Genomic DNA, 14,093 nt, shown 5'->3' with positions numbered 1-14,093 from the left:
TGTCAACGGCCCGGGCGAGGCCAAGGTTCAGGAAGGATACTGCGGGTGGGAACCTCCTGCCGTGGTCGGTAAAACCAGCTCGTCCGTCCGGCCGATGTCGGCGAGCTCGATCGCCTCACCGAAGCGCCCCAGCGCCACCAACGCGGCACCGGTGGCACCGATCTCCGGGTTGCGTTGATGCGACACCGGTCGCGGTGCGAGCGCGGTCGCGAAGGCCTGCCGCCACCACACCGAGGCCGCCACCGCACCGCCACCCAGCACCACGCCGACCGGTTTGTCGATGGTGGACTCCAGCACCCCGAGATCCTCGGCGACCAGCTCACACAACCCCTGCATCAGCCCCGCCAGGATGTCGACCGAGGTGGTGCTGAAGCTCAGACCGCGCAGCTCACCGCTGCCCGCCGGCGCCAGCCCGGGCGCCCGGTCACCACCGAAACGGGGATCCGCCGGCCGACCACCGCCCGGCGGCACCAACGCCAGCGCCGCGTCCAGCTCGGCACCCCGAGGCAACCGCAGCTCCCGGTCCGCCCAGGCGAAGAGATTGCCCCCGTTGGCGTACGCGGCCCCGGTCACCACGTGGTCGTGGTCGACCCGGTACCGCCACAACCGTTCGGGCAGGCGCGGCAACGGCTCGCCGGCCGGGATCCGCTGCATCAGCCGAACGGCCGCGGAGGTGCCCACCGTGACGGCGGCCCGGCTCGGATCGACGCAGCCCGAGCCGACGTTCGACGCCCCACCGTCGCCCACCGGCGGCGACCACCGGGCCTGCGCCAACTGCGGCCACCGACGGGCCAGGTCGGCCCGGAGCCGACCGTGCCAGTCCAGCTCGCCCAGCGGCGGCAGCTCCGCCGGCCGCGCCTCGGCCAGGGTCAGCGCCTCCTCGTCCCAACGCAGGGTGCGCAGGTCCAGCAGACCGGTCCCGGAGGCCTGGGAGATCGACATCGGCGCCGTGTCGAGCAGCTTGCCCAGCACGTACTCCGGCAGACCCACGAACCGGGCGATCGGCGTGCCGGACTGCTCCCGCAACCAGGGCAACCGCATCGACCAGTACGAACGGTGCCACCAGCAGCCGGTGCGCTGGTGGAAGCCGTCCGGGTCGGTCGGTCCGGCGGTGCGCCCGACCGGGGCTGGCCGGGTGTCCAGCCAGGTGACCACCGGGCCCAAGGGGGCGCCGTCGCGGTCCAGCGGGAGCACCGAGTGCCACTGGGCGGAGACCGCCACCAGGCCGACGTCGTGCAGGTGCCCCGAGTCGGCCAGCTCGTCCAGGCACTCGACCAGGCTCGCCAGATAGTCAGGACCGGACAGCGTGCCGGTGCCGTCGTCGCCGATGGCGAGGTCGACCTTGCGGCGGGCCAGTGCGCCGGGCAGCGGCTGGGTGTCCGCGTCCAGCACCAGCCCGCGTACCGAGGAGGTGCCCAGGTCGAGCGCGAGAATGTTCATCGCCGGTCAAGTTACCCCGTGCCAGCCGGCCGACGGGCGCGTAGGGTGGATCACATGCTCGCGCAGTTGACCAGTTGGTGGCCCGCCGACCCGGCGGCCATCTCCCGCGCGTAGCTCCATCCACGCGGCCGCCATCGAGGCGGTCGCCGGATCTCCCGGCCGAGGGGCCGCCCGACGGCGGCACCCAGCCCGACGGAGACTCCGATGACCCACCTGACCGACCTGCTTGCCGCCGTCGCGCGCGGCGTCGACCCCGGCCCCTTCGCGCTGCTGCGCCGCGAGGGCGCTGACGAACTGGACCTGTTCACCGGCCCGGTCGACACAGTCGAAGTGCTCGCCGACCTCCCGCTGCCGGCAGGCCCGCCCGGGGCGCGGACGCTGGCCCTGGTGCCGTACCGGCAGATCACCGAACGCGGCTTCGCCTGCGTCGACGACGCCGCCCCGTTGGAGTTCCTCCAGGTCCGCGAGCACCAACGGATCACGCTGACCGACGCCCTCGCCGCGCTGCCCGACGAACCGGTGCGCACCACCGACGCCGGCTTCGACGTCAGCGACGAGGAGTATGCGCGGACCGTCCAGCGGGTGCTGTCGGAGGAGATCGGCCGCGGTGAGGGCGCTAACTTCGTCATCCACCGCGCCCTGCACGCCACGGTGCAGGGCCCACCGCTGGGGGCCGCGCTGGCTGCACTGCGCCGGCTGCTGATCGCCGAACGGGGCGCGTACTGGACGTTCGTGGTGCACACCGGCACCCGGACGCTGGTCGGCGCCAGCCCGGAGCGGCACGTCAGCGTCGACGACGGACTGGTGATGATGAACCCGATCAGCGGCACCTTCCGCTGTCCCGGTGGCGTCGCGGACCGGGCGGCCCTGCTGCGTTTCCTCGCCGACCCGAAGGAGACCGAGGAGCTGTACATGGTGCTCGACGAGGAGCTGAAGATGATGGCCACCGTCGCCGAGCACGGTGGGCAGGTGATCGGACCGTACCTGAAGGAGATGTCCCACCTCGCGCACACCGAGTACCTGCTCGCCGGGCGGGGCACCCGCGACGTGCGGGAGGTGCTGCGCGAGACGATGTTCGCCCCCACCGTCACCGGCAGCCCGATCGAGAACGCCTGCCGGGTGATCGCCCGGCACGAACGCCGGGGCCGGGGCTACTACGGGGGCGTGCTGGCGCTGCTCGGCCACGACGAGGCCGGCCGGCAGACGCTCGACGCCCCGATCCTGATCCGAACCGCCGAGATCTCCCCCGCCGGCCGACTGCGGGTGCCGGTCGGCGCGACCCTGGTCCGGCACTCGACGGCGGCCGGCGAGGTCGCCGAGACGCACGCCAAAGCCGCCGGGGTGCTGGCCGCGCTCGGCCTCGGGCCGGCGGCGTCCGTCGGCGACCGCGGGCCGGTCGCGCGGCTGGCCGACGACCCGGCGGTACGCGACGCGCTGGCCGCCCGCAACGCACCGCTGGCCCGGTTCTGGCTGGACCAGCGGTCACCGGACGCGCCCGGACTGCCCGGGCTGGTCGGCCGCCGGGTGTTGATCGTGGACGCCGAGGACACCTTCACCGGAATGCTGGCCCACCAACTGAGCGCGTTGGGTCTCGCGGTGACCACCCGCGCCTGGCACGCGAGCGGCCCGGTCGACGACTACGACCTGGTGGTCGCCGGTCCCGGGCCGGGTGACCCGGGCAGCCCGGACGAGCCGAAGATGCTGGCGCTGCGGGAGCTGTTGACCGGGCTGCTGACCACCGGCCGTCCCACCCTCGCCGTCTGCCTCGGCCATCAGGTGCTGGCCGGGCTGCTGGGGCTGACGCTGCACCGCCGGGACGCCCCCTACCAGGGGTTGCAGCGGGAGGTGCCGGTGTTCGGCCGCACCCGCCGGGTCGGGTTCTACTCGACGTTCACCGCCCGCGCCGACGCCGACCGGCTGGCCACCGCGTACGGGCAGGTGGAGCTGGCCCGGGACCCGGGCGACGGCGCCGTGCACGCCCTGCGGGGGCGCGGCTTCGCCGGGGTGCAGTTCCACGCGGAGTCGGTGCTCAGCCCGGACGGTCTCGCCGTGCTCGGCGAGTTGCTGACCGAGTTGCTGCCCGCGTCCCGTCCGGATGAGTTGTCCGCGACGCGCGGAGGCGCATAGTGGCCGCCGCCCGGGGGTAGGGCTGGATGGACCGGTGGCGTGGACGGGCCGAGAGCCCCCGCCCGCGCCACCGGTCGCCCTCGGTTGTCAGTCGGTCAGGCGGCCAGGCCCGCCTTCAGCGCGGCACCCATCTGCACGGCCCGCCGGGCGGTGAGCGCGCAGGCCCCAAGCGCCACGGCGTCCGGGGCGATCTCCCCGTTGTTGCTGGTGTGCGAGGGGCCGTACGGGTTGCCGGCGATGAACTGGCTGGTGTCGGTGTAACCGGGGGTGACCACCACACCGCCCCAGTGGTAGAAAACGTTGAAGAGCGAGGTCAGCGTGGTCTCCTGACCGCCGTGCGACGTCGCCGTCGAGGTGAAGGCGGAGTAGACCTTGTTGGCCAGCGCACCCTGCGCCCAGAGCGGACCCGTGGTGTCGATGAACTGCTTGAGCTGCGCCGCGATCATGCCGTACCGGGTCGGCGCACCGAGTATCACCACGTCGGCCCAGGCCAGGTCGTCGATCATCGCCTCGGGCACGTCCTGAGTTTCCAGGTGGTGCGCCTGCCAGCCGGAGTTGGAGCGGATCGCCTCGTCCGGCGCCAGCTCGCGCACCTTGCGCAGGCGCACGTCGGCACCGGCGTCCCCAGCAGCCTCACACACGGCCTGCGCCATCTGGTACGTGATGCCGGTGGCGCTGTAGTAGATCACCGCTACCTTGGTCTGGGCAGCCATCAGAGTGTCCCCTTCTCGTCTCGGATCAGCTCCCGCGACTACCCGCTGTGGGCGCGCTCTAACGACAGCCCCGGCGCCCCGCCTACCGGTCCGCCGGCTCAAGTTTTCCGCAACTTCCCGGTCGTTCCGGCCCGACGTCACGCGCGGACGACGATCCTGATGCCATCGGTGCCGGCGGGATCGAGCCGCCGCCCCGCACCGGGCACCTGAACGGGGGATCGCGCTCCGCCGGCAACGGCGCTGGCGTAGCGCGATCAGGGGACGATCACCGCTCCCGCGCCTCGGCTCAGCGGACCAGGGTCGCCATCAGCCGGTCCAGCTCGGCCGCCGGGTCGACGGTGAGACCGGTGTGCACCGGCCCCGTCTGGATCATCGTGCTGCGCGGAGCGGCCAGCCAGTGGAACCGCTCACCGAGGCGCATCCGGGTCGCCGGCCCGTCACCGGAGCAGGTCCGGTCCCAGGAGTCGAGCACCGCTGCCACCGCGGGCAGGTCGACGTCGGGCGCCAGCGCCCGAACCCGGTCGGCGTCCAGGTGCGTCCGCGCGGCCAGGAAGTCGCGCTGCTGGCAGTAGAGCAACACCCCGACGTTGATCTGCTCACCGCGCTCGATGCGGGGCACGAGCCGGATCAGCGCGTACTCGAAGGGTTGCCTCATGCCCCGCTCCCCGATGGCAGCCAGTCGGCCGTGCGGGCGACCCGGCGGGTCAGGTGATCCAGGTACGCGCCGCGCGCCGCGTCGGCCGTCTCGAAGTCGGCGGCGGTCAACCACTCCCCCGGCACCAGGGCCAGCACCTCGGTGAGCAGCTCCGGGGTGACCTGGGGGGCCAGCTCGGCGTCGGCCTCGGCCAGCCGCGACGCGAACGGCGCCAGCACGTGATCCTCCGCGCGGTACGTCCGGTGCACAGCTGCCTCGGCGCGCGGCCAGTTGTGGTGGAAGTACAGGGAGGCGCCGTGGTCGATCAGCCACAGCTCCCGGTGCCAGACGAGCAGGTTCGGATTGCGCCAACTCCGGTCGACGTTCTCCACGTACGCGTCGAACCAGAGCACCCGGGAGGCCAGCGCCGGGTCGACGGGGTGCGCCACCGGGTCGAAGCCCAGCGCCCCGGGCAGGAAGTCCATCCCGAGGTTGGCGCCGCCGCTGCTGCGCAGCAGCTCCTGCACCTCCTGGTCGGGCTCGGCCCGCCCGATCACCGGGTCGATGTCGAGAACCACCAGCGGCGGCACCCGCAACCCCAACCGGCGCGCCAGCTCACCGCAGACCACCTCGGCGATCAGCGCCTTGGGCCCCTGCCCGGCACCACGGAACTTCGCCACGTAGGTCCCGAGGTCGGCGGCCTCCACCACGCCCGGCAGCGACCCACCCTCGCGCAGCGGGGTGACGTAACGGATCGCGGTGACCTGGCGGAGCACGCCGCCCACCCTACTGTGGCCGCCCGGGACGGGTGGCGGGCCGGCCCAGACCGGCACGCGCGGCTCAGTCGAGCTTGTCGCGCAGCTTGTCGACCTGGGTCTGCAGGCGGTCCACCGCGTTCTCGTTGTTGACGAACGTGGTGATGCCTGCGGCCAGACCGAGCCCGATCAGCACGGCCAGGATGCTGAGCACGAGGCCGCCGATCGACACGCCACGACCGGTGACCCCGGGTCGGCGCGCCATCTTGAGCCCGACGATGCCGAGGATGATCCCGATGATGCCGAGCACCAACCCCAGCCAGGCGAGGATCGCCGTCAACACGCTGAACAGACCGGCCACTCCGAACACCAGGGCGAAGGTCGCCGCGGCGCTCGTCTTCGCGCGCGCGTCCCCCCGATGGCCGCGGGACCCGGCCGTTACGCCGGCGCCCCGCGCCGGCTCGCTTGCGGCAGTCATGAGATTCCCTTCCGTACGCGCGGCGCGCGCACTTCCGGCGAGCCGCATTCCCCCGACGGCCGCCGTTACGCCTCCCACCAGCAGGAGTGTCGGTGGTCGGCCCTAGGCTGGCCGCCCGGCCAGGAAAAGGAGCGCCCGATGCCTGTCGACCTCAGCGCGGCCGACGCGCTGGCGCTGCGGATGACCAGCCTGCTGCTGCGCCCACACCCGAGCGTCCGGCCCGGCACCGTCGCCGAGGTGGTCGAGTGGTTCGGCGCGATGCAGGCACAGGATCTGGCCAGCGGGCTGTGGTCGCTGGGCGCCCGGCTACCCGGTCGCGGCATGGCCGGCGTGCGGGCCGCGTTGGAGCGGCGTGAGGCGCTGCGCACCTGGCCGATGCGGGGCACCGTGCACCTCGTCCCGTCCGCCGACGCCCGCTGGATGCTGGAGCTGACCGGCGTACGATCCCTGGCCGGCGTGGCGACCCGGCGGGCGCAGCTCGGGCTCACCGAGGCCGACGCGGACCGGGCGGTGGAGGTGCTCGGCGCGGCGCTGGCCGGCGGCGGTCGACTCACCCGCGCGCAGTGCCTGGCCACCCTGCGGGAGGCCGGCCTGGGCACCGACGGGCAACGTGGCTACCACCTGCTGTGGTATGCGAGCGTTCGCGGCGTGACCTGCGTGGCGCCGAATGTCGGCACCGACCAGACCTTCGCCCTGCTCGACGAGTGGGCGCCCACGTCCCACCGGTTGGAGCGGGACGAGGCGCTGGCAGTGCTCGCCCACCGCTACGTCCGCGGGCACGGGCCGGTCACCGACCGGGAGTTCGCCGGGTGGAGCGGCCTCACACTGACCGACGCACGGCGCGGCCTGGTCGCCGCCGGCGACGCGCTGAGCACGGTACGCGTCGACGGCACTCCGATGTACGTCGACGCAAGCCTGGCCGACGTGCCACGCACCACGCCGGACGACGTGCTCGCGCTGCCCGGCTTCGACGAGTATCTGCTCGGTTTCCGGGACCGCACGTTGATGCTCGACCCCGCCCACCAGGCGGCCGTGGTGCCGGGCAACAACGGCATCTTCCAGGCCACGGTGGTCCGCGCCGGTCGTGTGGTGGGCGTGTGGAAGCGCAAGGTCGGCCGCAGCGCGGTCACCGTGACGATCCAGCCGCTCACTGCGCTCGACGTCGCCGCGCGGGCCCGGGTGGAGCAGGCGCTCGGGCGTTACGCCGACTTCCTCGGGCTGCCGGCCCGCTTCGACTGGCTGACCTGACCCGGCGGCGTCACTGCTTCGGCGGTGCCGGGTCGGCCGGTCGTGGGCGGGCGGCGCTGAGCAGGTCGACGATCCGGGCCACCCGGGGGTCCGCGCGGATCTGCGCCACGCTGGCCGGCAGCGGCAGCCGCCAGTTCGGATACTCGTCCACAGTGCCCGGCATGTTGGGTTGGCGCACCTCGCCCAGCACGTCGTAGAGGGAGACGCCGAGCAGCCGGGTCGGGCTGGCCGCCAGCGCGGCGTGCATCGCCACCACCACCTCGCCGTCGTCAGGTGTCGCAGCCGCATCGGACGGCGCCGGATCGGCATCCGTCCTTTGCTCTGCACCCCCGGAGGCGACAGTCACGGTCGGTAGCTGCGGCGTCGGCTCGGGCAGCAGGTTCTCGGCAGCCAACATCGTGAGCAGCCGGTCCCGATCGGCGGCGGCGCGGGCCCGTTCCACAGCCACGTCGGTGCCGAGCAGCTTCAGCTCGTCGCGCACCCGCACGTGCTCACCGGTCAGGAAGCCCGGCGCGGTGGGCAGGTCGTGGGTGGAGATGGTGGCGAGGGCGTTGCGCGGCCACCGGGCCGGTGGGACGAAGTCACCGGCCTCGTCGCGTGCGAACCACAGCACCGTCGAGCCGAGCATGTTGCGCCCCCGCAACCCTCGGGTCACCGCCGGTTGGACAGTGCCGAGATCCTCACCGACCACCACCGCGCCGGCCCGGTGCGCCTCCAACGCGAGGATGCCCAGCATCGCCTCGGCGTCGTAGCGCACGTAGGTGCCCTCGGCAGCGCCGCCGCCCGGCGGCACCCACCACAGTCGCCACAGGCCGGCGACGTGGTCGACCCGCAGGCCACCCGCGTGCCGCAGGACGCGGCGCAGCATGTCCCGGTACGCGGCGTAACCGGTGGCGGCGAGCCGGTCCGGGCGCCACGCGGCGAGCCCCCAGTCCTGGCCGAGCTGGTTGAAGTCGTCCGGTGGCGCGCCGACCCGCACGCCCTGGGCCAGCACGTCGGCGAGCTGCCACCCGTCCGCGCCGCCCGGGTCGATGCCGACAGCCAGGTCGTGCACGACACCGACCGGCATCCCCGCCGAGCGGGCCGCCGCAGTGACGGCGTCGAGCTGCTCGTCGCAGAGGTGTTGCAGCCAGGCGTGGAAGGTGACCCGGTCGGCGAGGCGCCGGCGCTGCTCGGCGACCGCCGGGGCGTCCGGGTGGTGCAGTTCCGCCGGCCAGGCCCGCCAGTCGTTGCCGTGCCGCTCGGCGAGCGCGCACCAGGTGGCGAAGCTGGTCAGCGCCGGGTCCGCGGCAAGGTCCACCGGCTGGGCGTACGTGTGCAGCAACTCCAGGGCGCGCCGCTTGGCGGCCCACACCTCGTCGTAGTCGATCAGAGGCCCCCGGTCCGGACGCAACGCGTCGACCACCGCCCGGGTCGCCGGGTCCGCCGCCCGGTACGCGGCGGTGTCACTGATCCGCAGGTAGAGCGGATTGACGAAGCGTCGACTGGCCGGCGAATACGGCGAGGTGGCCACCGGGTGCGCCGGCCCGACCGCGTGCAGCGGGTTGAGCAGCACCAGCCCCGCGCCGCTGGCACCGGCCCACCCGGTGAAGTCGGCGAGGTCACCGAGGTCACCCATGCCCCAGGAACGCTCCGACGTGAGCGCGTAGAGCTGGAGCATCCACCCCCAGCTCGACGGCGGCACCGGCAGCCGGCGCGGCACCACCACCAGTGTCACCTCCCGGTCGGTGCAGGCCAGCCGGTGCCAACCCAACGGCAGGTCCGCCGGCAGCTCACCGTCGACAGCGCGACGGCCACCGTCCTCCAGGGTCACCACACCCGGGCCGGGCAGCGCACGGCCGCGACCGTGGGTGAGCACCATCGTCGCCGGCAGGGCGCTGCGGTCGACCGCACGGGCGGCGGCGAGCGCGTCGGCGATCGCCGACGGGCTGGTGGCGTCAACGCCGAGCAGCCCCAGCACACCCACCACGGTCTCCGGTGCGACAGCGACGCGGCGGTGCCGCCAATCCTCGTACCAGGTGGAAACACCGTGCGCGTTGGCCAGCGCGGCCAATCGTCGGTTCATCCCGCCCCCCGCTTCACGACGCGACCTGCAACCACCCTGCCACGCCCACCCAAACCCCGCAGAACACGCCACCCCGTGCCCCGCCGTGCCCTCGCCCTGCCCCGCCGATCTTGCACTTACTGTCCCGACACAAGCGGCATTCCACCTGTATCGACAACCGAAAGTGCAAGATCGGCGCGTGCTGGGCGTCAGTCGGCGAGGGCGCCGGCCGCTCGACCCTCGTGCAGGGTCAGGTTGCGGCCGTTGGCCGGGTCGAACAGGTGGATCTTCTCCAGGTTGAACCAGACCCGTCGCGTCTGCCCCTCGGCGACCGGGGACTCGGCGGACAACCGGGTCACCAGATTGCCGCCGGCACCGGCGAAATCGGCGGCGCCCGCGTCGGCGGCCAGCTCCTCCAACTCGGCGGCGCTGGCCTTCTCACCCTCGACGGTGAAGTAGACGTACTTGTCCGAGCCCATCGACTCGACGATGTCCACCGGCGCCTCGAACTCCATGCCCCGCCGACGGGTGTCGTCGTCGACCAGTTCGGCGTCCTCGAAGTGCTCGGGCCGGATGCCGAGGATCAGCTCGCGGGGCGCGTCGGCCGCCTCCAACTCCCGGCGGACCCGGTCACCGATCGGCACCTTGCCCAGGGCGGTGTGCAGCTCGCCGTCCTGCACGGCGGCGTGCAGGAAGTTCATCGACGGTGAGCCGATGAAGCCGGCCACGAAGAGGTTCTTCGGGTGGTCGTACAGCTCCTGCGGCGGCCCAACCTGCTGCACCGCGCCCCCGCGCATGATCACCACGCGGTCGCCGAGGGTCATCGCCTCGGTCTGGTCGTGGGTGACGTAGACGGTGGTGGTGCCGAGCTGCTTCTGCAGGCGGGACACCACTGTGCGCATCTGCACCCGCAGCTTGGCGTCGAGGTTGGACAACGGCTCGTCCATCAGGAACGCCTTCGGCTGGCGGACGATCGCCCGGCCCATCGCCACCCGCTGACGCTGGCCACCGGAGAGGTTGGCCGGCTTGCGGTCCAGCAGCGAGGTCAGCTCCAGCACCTTCGCCGCCTCGTCGACCTTGCGGTCGATGGTCTCCTTGTCGAGCTTCGCCAGCCGCAGCGGGAACGCCATGTTCTCCCGCACTGTCATGTTCGGATACAGCGCGTACGACTGGAACACCATGGCGATGTCCCGGTCCCGGGGGGCCTTGTCGTTGACCCGCTGCCCGGCGATGCGCAGCTCACCGGAACTGATGTCCTCCAGCCCGGCGATCATGTTGAGGGTGGTGGACTTACCGCAGCCCGAGGGCCCGACCAGGATCACGAACTCGCCGTCGGCGATCTCCAGGTCGACGTCCTGCACGGCGACGGTCCCGTCCGGGAAGCTCTTGCTCACCTTGTCGAGCACGATGTCAGCCATGACTACCCACCTATCCCTTGACCGCGCCGGAGGTCAGACCGGACACGATGCGACGCTGGAAGAAGAGAACGAACAGGATGATCGGAACGGTGATCACCACGGCGGCGGCGCAGATCGCCCCGGTGGGATCCTCGAACTGCGACGCGCCGGTGAAGAACGACAACGCGGCCGGCACCGTGCGGGACCGCTCGGTCGAGGTCAGCGAGATCGCGAACAGGAAGTCGTTCCAGCAGAAGATGAAGACCAGGATCGCCGTGGTGAACAGGCCGGGCGCTGCCAGTGGCGCGATCACCCGGCGGAACGCCTGCCCCTGGGTGGCGCCGTCCATCTTCGCGGCCTTCTCCAGATCCCACGGGATCTGCTTGAAGAACGCCGACAACGTGTAGATCGCCAGCGGCAGCGCGAAGGTGATGTACGGCAGGATCAGCCCGAGCCAGGTGTCGAAGATCTTGAGCTGACGTTCGATCTCGAACAGCGGCGACACCAGTGACACCTGCGGGAACATCGCGATCAGCAGGGAGACGCCGACCAGCAGCTTCTTACCGGGGAAGTCCAGCCGGCTGATCGCATACGCGGCCATCGCGCCGAGCACCACAGCGATCAGCGTGGCGATCAGTGCGATGCCGATCGAGTTGACCAGCGCCCGGACGAACTGGTCGGTGTCGAAGATGGTCCGGTAGTTGTCCAGCGTCCACTCTCGGGGGATGAAGTTCCCGTCGGTGAGGGTGGCCGGCGTCTTGAACGACAGCGACGCGATCCACAGCACCGGGACCAGCGCGAAGACGACCACGAGGACGTCGAGCAGACCCCAGCGCAGCTTTGCCCTGGTAGTGGTTTCGACAGCCATGTCAGCGCCTCTCTCCGTCGTCGCTGCCCGGAGCAGCGGTGCCGAACAGCTTCACGAAGACGAAGGCGATGATCGCCACGGTGATGAAGATCAGCACCGACATCGTCGAACCGATGCCGAGGTTGAGGCCCCGGATCAGGTTGTTGTAGGCGAGCATCGACACCGACGACGTCTCGTTGCCTCCGGCGGTCAACACGAAGATGTTGTCGAAGACCCGGAACGCGTCCAGGGTGCGGAACAGCAACGCGACAAGGATCGCCGGCTTCATCACCGGCAGCATCACCTTGGTGAACTTCTGCCAGGCGGTCGCGCCGTCGGTGGAGGCCGCCTTGAGCAGGTCCTCCGGGACCAGCGCCAGGCCGGCCATCAGCAGCAGCGCCATGAACGGGGTGGTCTTCCAGATCTCCGCCAGCATGATGATCGCCAGGGAGCTGGCCCGTTCGGTGAGCGGCGCGCCGTGGCTGAACAGGTCGGCCAGGTAGCCGGTGCCGGGCGTCCAGGCGTACCGCCAGGAGAACGCGGCGACCACTGTGACGATCCCGTACGGGATGAGCGCCGAGGTCCTGACCAGGCCGCGCCCGACCACTGTGCGGTGCATGATGATCGCCAGGCCCATGCCGAGCACCAGCTCGACGGCGACGGTGACCACAGTGATCAGCGTGGTCACCCCGAACGCGGTCCACCAGAACTCGTTGGTGAGCACCGTGACGTAGTTCTCCAGCCCGATGAACTCACGCTGGTCGGGGAAGCGCAGGTCGAAGCGCTGCAACGACAACCAGACCGAGTAGATGATCGGGTACGCGGTCACCGCGATCATGACCAGCGCGGCCGGTGCGCAGAGCAGCAGACCGAGCCGGCGTTCGGCCTTCTTGTTCTCGCTCAATGGTGGCTTGCGACGACCGCCGCGCTGGGTGGGCACGGTGGCGCGCTGGCCGTCGGTCCGTTCCGGCGTTCCGGTGCTGGCGGGCCGGGTCATGGCAGGACCCCCTTGGACTGGAGGGCGTCGGCGATGGCGCCGCGCAGCTCGTCGGCGGTCTGCTGCGGGCGGATCCCGGACGGTGGCGACAGGATCGCCGACATCACTGTGGAGATGCTCTGGTAGGCGGGGGTCAGCGGACGCGTCGCCGGCTCCTTCAGCTCCTCCAGAATGGTGTCCTTCATCGGGTACGCCTCGGTCATCTCCGGGTCGTTGAAGACGGCCTCGATGGTCGGGGGCACACCGTCGTTGATGGCGGAGAACTTCTGGTGCTCGGCGCTGCGGATGCACCGGGCCGCCTCGAAGGACTGCTCCGGGTGCTTGGAGTAGGAGCTGACCGCGAGGTTGACCCCACCGATGGTGACCTTGCTAGGGGTGCTCTCGTCGATGCCCGGAATCCGCGCCCAACCGACCTGCTTGGCCAGCTCCGGGTTCGCCTCCTGGAGTGCCGGGTAGACGAACGGCCAGTTCACCTGGAACGCGCCAGCGCCGGACTGGAACTCCAGCCGGACCGGGTCCTCGGTGGCGTTGCTGAACGACGGCGAGGTAACGCCCGACGTGGCGAACTTCTTCAGCTGCTCCAACGCCCGGACAGTGCCGTCGTCCATCACTGCCTTCTTGCCGTCGTCGCTGAGGATCTTCCCACCGGCGCTCTCGGCCAGAGTGTTGTAGAGGACGACAAGACCCTCGTACTGCGCGCCCATGGTGAGCACCTGGTACGGCTTGCCCTGGTCCTTGAGCTGCTGGGCCGCGCTGATCATCTGGTCCCAGGTGGTCGGCGGCTGCGGCACCAGGTCCTTGCGGTACCAGAGCAACTGGACGTTCGTGTTCTTCGGCGCCGCGTACAACTTGTCCTCGTACCGGGCGGTGTCCAACGGCCCGGCGAGGGTGCCCTGCTCGACCTCGGCCTTGTCCTGGCCGGTCCACTCGCGGATCCAGTCGGCGCTGGCGAACTCCTGGGTCCAGGTGACGTCCAGCCCGAGCAGATCCATCCCGTTGTCCTCGGCGGCCAGCCGGCGCACCATCTGCACCCGCTGGTCGTCGGCCTGCCGGGGCAGCACCCGATAGGCGATCTTGTACCGGCCCTGGGCCTGCGTGTTGCAGTCGTCGACGACCTTCTGCAGGTTCTGCTCGGGCGGGTAGTACAGGTTGATCGTCGGTGGGCCGCCGGCGTCGTCAGCGCCGCACGCGGCCAGCGGCGCGACGAGTGCCAGCGCGGCGGCCGCCGCGCCCAGCCGAACAACCGGCCGGCGTTGGTGTCGAGCCGTTTCGGGGTCCGTCATCGCCCTCCCCCTCTCCTCGGCGAAAGACCGGGGAGGGCATCCGTGCCCCGGCGCACGGCGAGCCGATTCCGAGCCGGCAAGCTGCGGAAACACCGGCCTGGATGCTCTGTAGCGGCTACTCTGCCCCGCC

Annotated in this window: 12 protein-coding genes; 2 read left to right on the top strand and 10 right to left on the bottom strand. The window is 71.5% G+C overall.

The window, feature by feature from the left end; translation table 11 throughout:
• Positions 1–27: 27 nt before the first annotated feature.
• On the bottom strand, positions 28–1,440 hold the full coding sequence (locus tag AB0B98_RS08115) for an FGGY family carbohydrate kinase (RefSeq protein WP_357361503.1): 1,413 nt from the start codon (positions 1,438–1,440) through the stop codon (positions 28–30).
• A gap of 204 nt (positions 1,441–1,644) precedes the next feature.
• Here AB0B98_RS08115 and AB0B98_RS08110 point away from each other — a divergent pair, with 204 nt between their 5' ends.
• Positions 1,645–3,567, top strand: a complete 1,923-nt coding sequence (locus AB0B98_RS08110) for an anthranilate synthase family protein (RefSeq protein ID WP_357361502.1) — start codon at positions 1,645–1,647, stop codon at positions 3,565–3,567.
• A 95-nt stretch (positions 3,568–3,662) separates the two neighbouring features.
• Here AB0B98_RS08110 and wrbA read toward each other — a convergent pair whose 3' ends face one another.
• The 4 genes from wrbA to AB0B98_RS08090 form a co-directional block, all read right to left on the bottom strand.
• A complete protein-coding gene (wrbA, locus tag AB0B98_RS08105; RefSeq protein WP_357361501.1) occupies positions 3,663–4,280 on the bottom strand; it encodes an NAD(P)H:quinone oxidoreductase in 618 nt (205 codons plus the stop codon).
• Between the two features lie 286 nt (positions 4,281–4,566).
• Positions 4,567–4,935: a DUF3037 domain-containing protein gene (locus tag AB0B98_RS08100; protein ID WP_091404117.1), complete on the bottom strand. Its 369-nt coding sequence runs from the start codon at positions 4,933–4,935 to the stop codon at positions 4,567–4,569.
• A complete protein-coding gene (locus tag AB0B98_RS08095; protein ID WP_357361500.1) occupies positions 4,932–5,690 on the bottom strand; it encodes a HipA family kinase in 759 nt (252 codons plus the stop codon). Before AB0B98_RS08095 ends, AB0B98_RS08100 begins: the two co-directional genes overlap by 4 nt.
• Before the next feature lie 64 nt (positions 5,691–5,754).
• Positions 5,755–6,195 (bottom strand): hypothetical protein, encoded by a 441-nt coding sequence (locus AB0B98_RS08090; protein ID WP_274526699.1) that lies wholly within the window; start codon positions 6,193–6,195, stop codon positions 5,755–5,757.
• A 90-nt stretch (positions 6,196–6,285) separates the two neighbouring features.
• Between AB0B98_RS08090 and AB0B98_RS08085 the strand changes: the two genes are divergently transcribed.
• A complete protein-coding gene (locus AB0B98_RS08085; RefSeq protein ID WP_357361499.1) occupies positions 6,286–7,395 on the top strand; it encodes a winged helix DNA-binding domain-containing protein in 1,110 nt (369 codons plus the stop codon).
• 10 nt (positions 7,396–7,405) lie between these two features.
• Here the strand turns inward: AB0B98_RS08085 and malQ are convergent, their stop codons facing one another.
• From malQ to AB0B98_RS08060, 5 genes are all read right to left on the bottom strand, one after another.
• On the bottom strand, positions 7,406–9,460 hold the full coding sequence (gene malQ / locus AB0B98_RS08080) for a 4-alpha-glucanotransferase (RefSeq protein ID WP_357361498.1): 2,055 nt from the start codon (positions 9,458–9,460) through the stop codon (positions 7,406–7,408).
• 188 nt (positions 9,461–9,648) lie between these two features.
• The gene (gene ugpC, locus AB0B98_RS08075; RefSeq protein WP_238672574.1) at positions 9,649–10,857 is read right to left on the bottom strand and encodes a sn-glycerol-3-phosphate ABC transporter ATP-binding protein UgpC; all 1,209 of its coding nucleotides are present in this window, start codon (positions 10,855–10,857) and stop codon (positions 9,649–9,651) included.
• 10 nt (positions 10,858–10,867) lie between these two features.
• Positions 10,868–11,704 carry a carbohydrate ABC transporter permease gene (locus AB0B98_RS08070; protein ID WP_091404101.1) on the bottom strand — a complete coding sequence of 279 codons (837 nt, stop codon included), beginning with the start codon at positions 11,702–11,704 and terminating at the stop codon, positions 10,868–10,870.
• 1 nt (position 11,705) lies between these two features.
• The gene (locus tag AB0B98_RS08065; protein WP_357361497.1) at positions 11,706–12,680 is read right to left on the bottom strand and encodes a sugar ABC transporter permease; all 975 of its coding nucleotides are present in this window, start codon (positions 12,678–12,680) and stop codon (positions 11,706–11,708) included.
• On the bottom strand, positions 12,677–13,963 hold the full coding sequence (locus tag AB0B98_RS08060; protein WP_357361496.1) for an ABC transporter substrate-binding protein: 1,287 nt from the start codon (positions 13,961–13,963) through the stop codon (positions 12,677–12,679). Before AB0B98_RS08060 ends, AB0B98_RS08065 begins: the two co-directional genes overlap by 4 nt.
• Positions 13,964–14,093 lie beyond the last annotated feature (130 nt).

The sequence above is a fragment of the Micromonospora sp. NPDC048947 genome, from assembly GCF_040649495.1.
GTDB classification, from domain to species: domain Bacteria; phylum Actinomycetota; class Actinomycetes; order Mycobacteriales; family Micromonosporaceae; genus Micromonospora; species Micromonospora alfalfae.
Note: the sequence above shows the minus strand (reverse complement) of the source record. Positions and strands in the feature narration are given on the sequence as shown.

Excerpts from the sequence above, each read along its gene's own strand:
- AB0B98_RS08115 (WP_357361503.1), bottom strand. The coding sequence starts at position 1,440 with ATGAACATTCTCGCGCTCGACCTGGGCACCTCCTCGGTACGCGGGCTG.
- AB0B98_RS08110 (WP_357361502.1), top strand. The coding sequence starts at position 1,645 with ATGACCCACCTGACCGACCTGCTTGCCGCCGTCGCGCGCGGCGTCGAC.
- wrbA (WP_357361501.1), bottom strand. The coding sequence starts at position 4,280 with ATGGCTGCCCAGACCAAGGTAGCGGTGATCTACTACAGCGCCACCGGC.
- AB0B98_RS08100 (WP_091404117.1), bottom strand. The coding sequence starts at position 4,935 with ATGAGGCAACCCTTCGAGTACGCGCTGATCCGGCTCGTGCCCCGCATC.
- AB0B98_RS08090 (WP_274526699.1), bottom strand. The coding sequence starts at position 6,195 with ATGCGGCTCGCCGGAAGTGCGCGCGCCGCGCGTACGGAAGGGAATCTC.
- AB0B98_RS08085 (WP_357361499.1), top strand. The coding sequence starts at position 6,286 with ATGCCTGTCGACCTCAGCGCGGCCGACGCGCTGGCGCTGCGGATGACC.
- malQ (WP_357361498.1), bottom strand. The coding sequence starts at position 9,460 with ATGAACCGACGATTGGCCGCGCTGGCCAACGCGCACGGTGTTTCCACC.
- ugpC (WP_238672574.1), bottom strand. The coding sequence starts at position 10,857 with ATGGCTGACATCGTGCTCGACAAGGTGAGCAAGAGCTTCCCGGACGGG.
- AB0B98_RS08070 (WP_091404101.1), bottom strand. The coding sequence starts at position 11,704 with ATGGCTGTCGAAACCACTACCAGGGCAAAGCTGCGCTGGGGTCTGCTC.
- AB0B98_RS08065 (WP_357361497.1), bottom strand. The coding sequence starts at position 12,680 with ATGACCCGGCCCGCCAGCACCGGAACGCCGGAACGGACCGACGGCCAG.
- AB0B98_RS08060 (WP_357361496.1), bottom strand. The coding sequence starts at position 13,963 with ATGACGGACCCCGAAACGGCTCGACACCAACGCCGGCCGGTTGTTCGG.